The 492-nt window shown below is 55.1% G+C and carries 1 protein-coding gene; it reads right to left on the bottom strand.

The features are described 5' to 3' along the window. Positions 1 to 411 (bottom strand): IS110 family RNA-guided transposase (locus AC25MA_RS25820; RefSeq protein ID WP_486972549.1); only part of this gene is annotated, 411 nt, incomplete at its 3' end. Between the last annotated feature and the right edge of the window lie 81 nt (positions 412 to 492).

Raw genomic sequence — 492 nt, 5'->3', positions numbered from 1 at the left:
CACCGTCTTGGTTCGGTCGCGGATCAATGATTCACGCATCCGATGAGAAACAGAGAGCGTTTGCTGCTCAGGCGATTTTGGCGTCACAAAGCGCATGGAGGGTCGGGAAGCGGCTTCGCAGATGGCTTGCGCATCGACGAAGTCATTCTTGTTGCTCTTGACGAAAGGTTTAACGAACTGCGGCGAGATCAGCTTGGCCTCATGATCCATCGCTTTGATTTCTCGCGCCAGGCAGTGTGAACCGGCACAGGCCTCCATCACTACCGTGCAAGGGGGATGATTGGCCAGAAACCGCATCATCTGCTGCCTTGAGCACTTCTTGCGCATTACCTCTTTGCCGAACTTGTCCTGGGCGTGCAGGTGGAAGGTATGTTTACCAATGTCGATGCCGATCAGGGTCACGCTGCTCATGATGACGGTCTCCGAAGTAAAAGCACCCTGCGAAAGCGTACGCCTCGCAGGGTGCCGGGGTGACCATCTCATTAAGTAACC

The sequence above is a fragment of the Pseudomonas sp. P65(2024) genome (genome assembly GCF_057480955.1).
The sequence above is the reverse complement of the archived record's forward strand: the minus strand, read 5'-3'. Positions and strand labels throughout refer to the sequence as shown.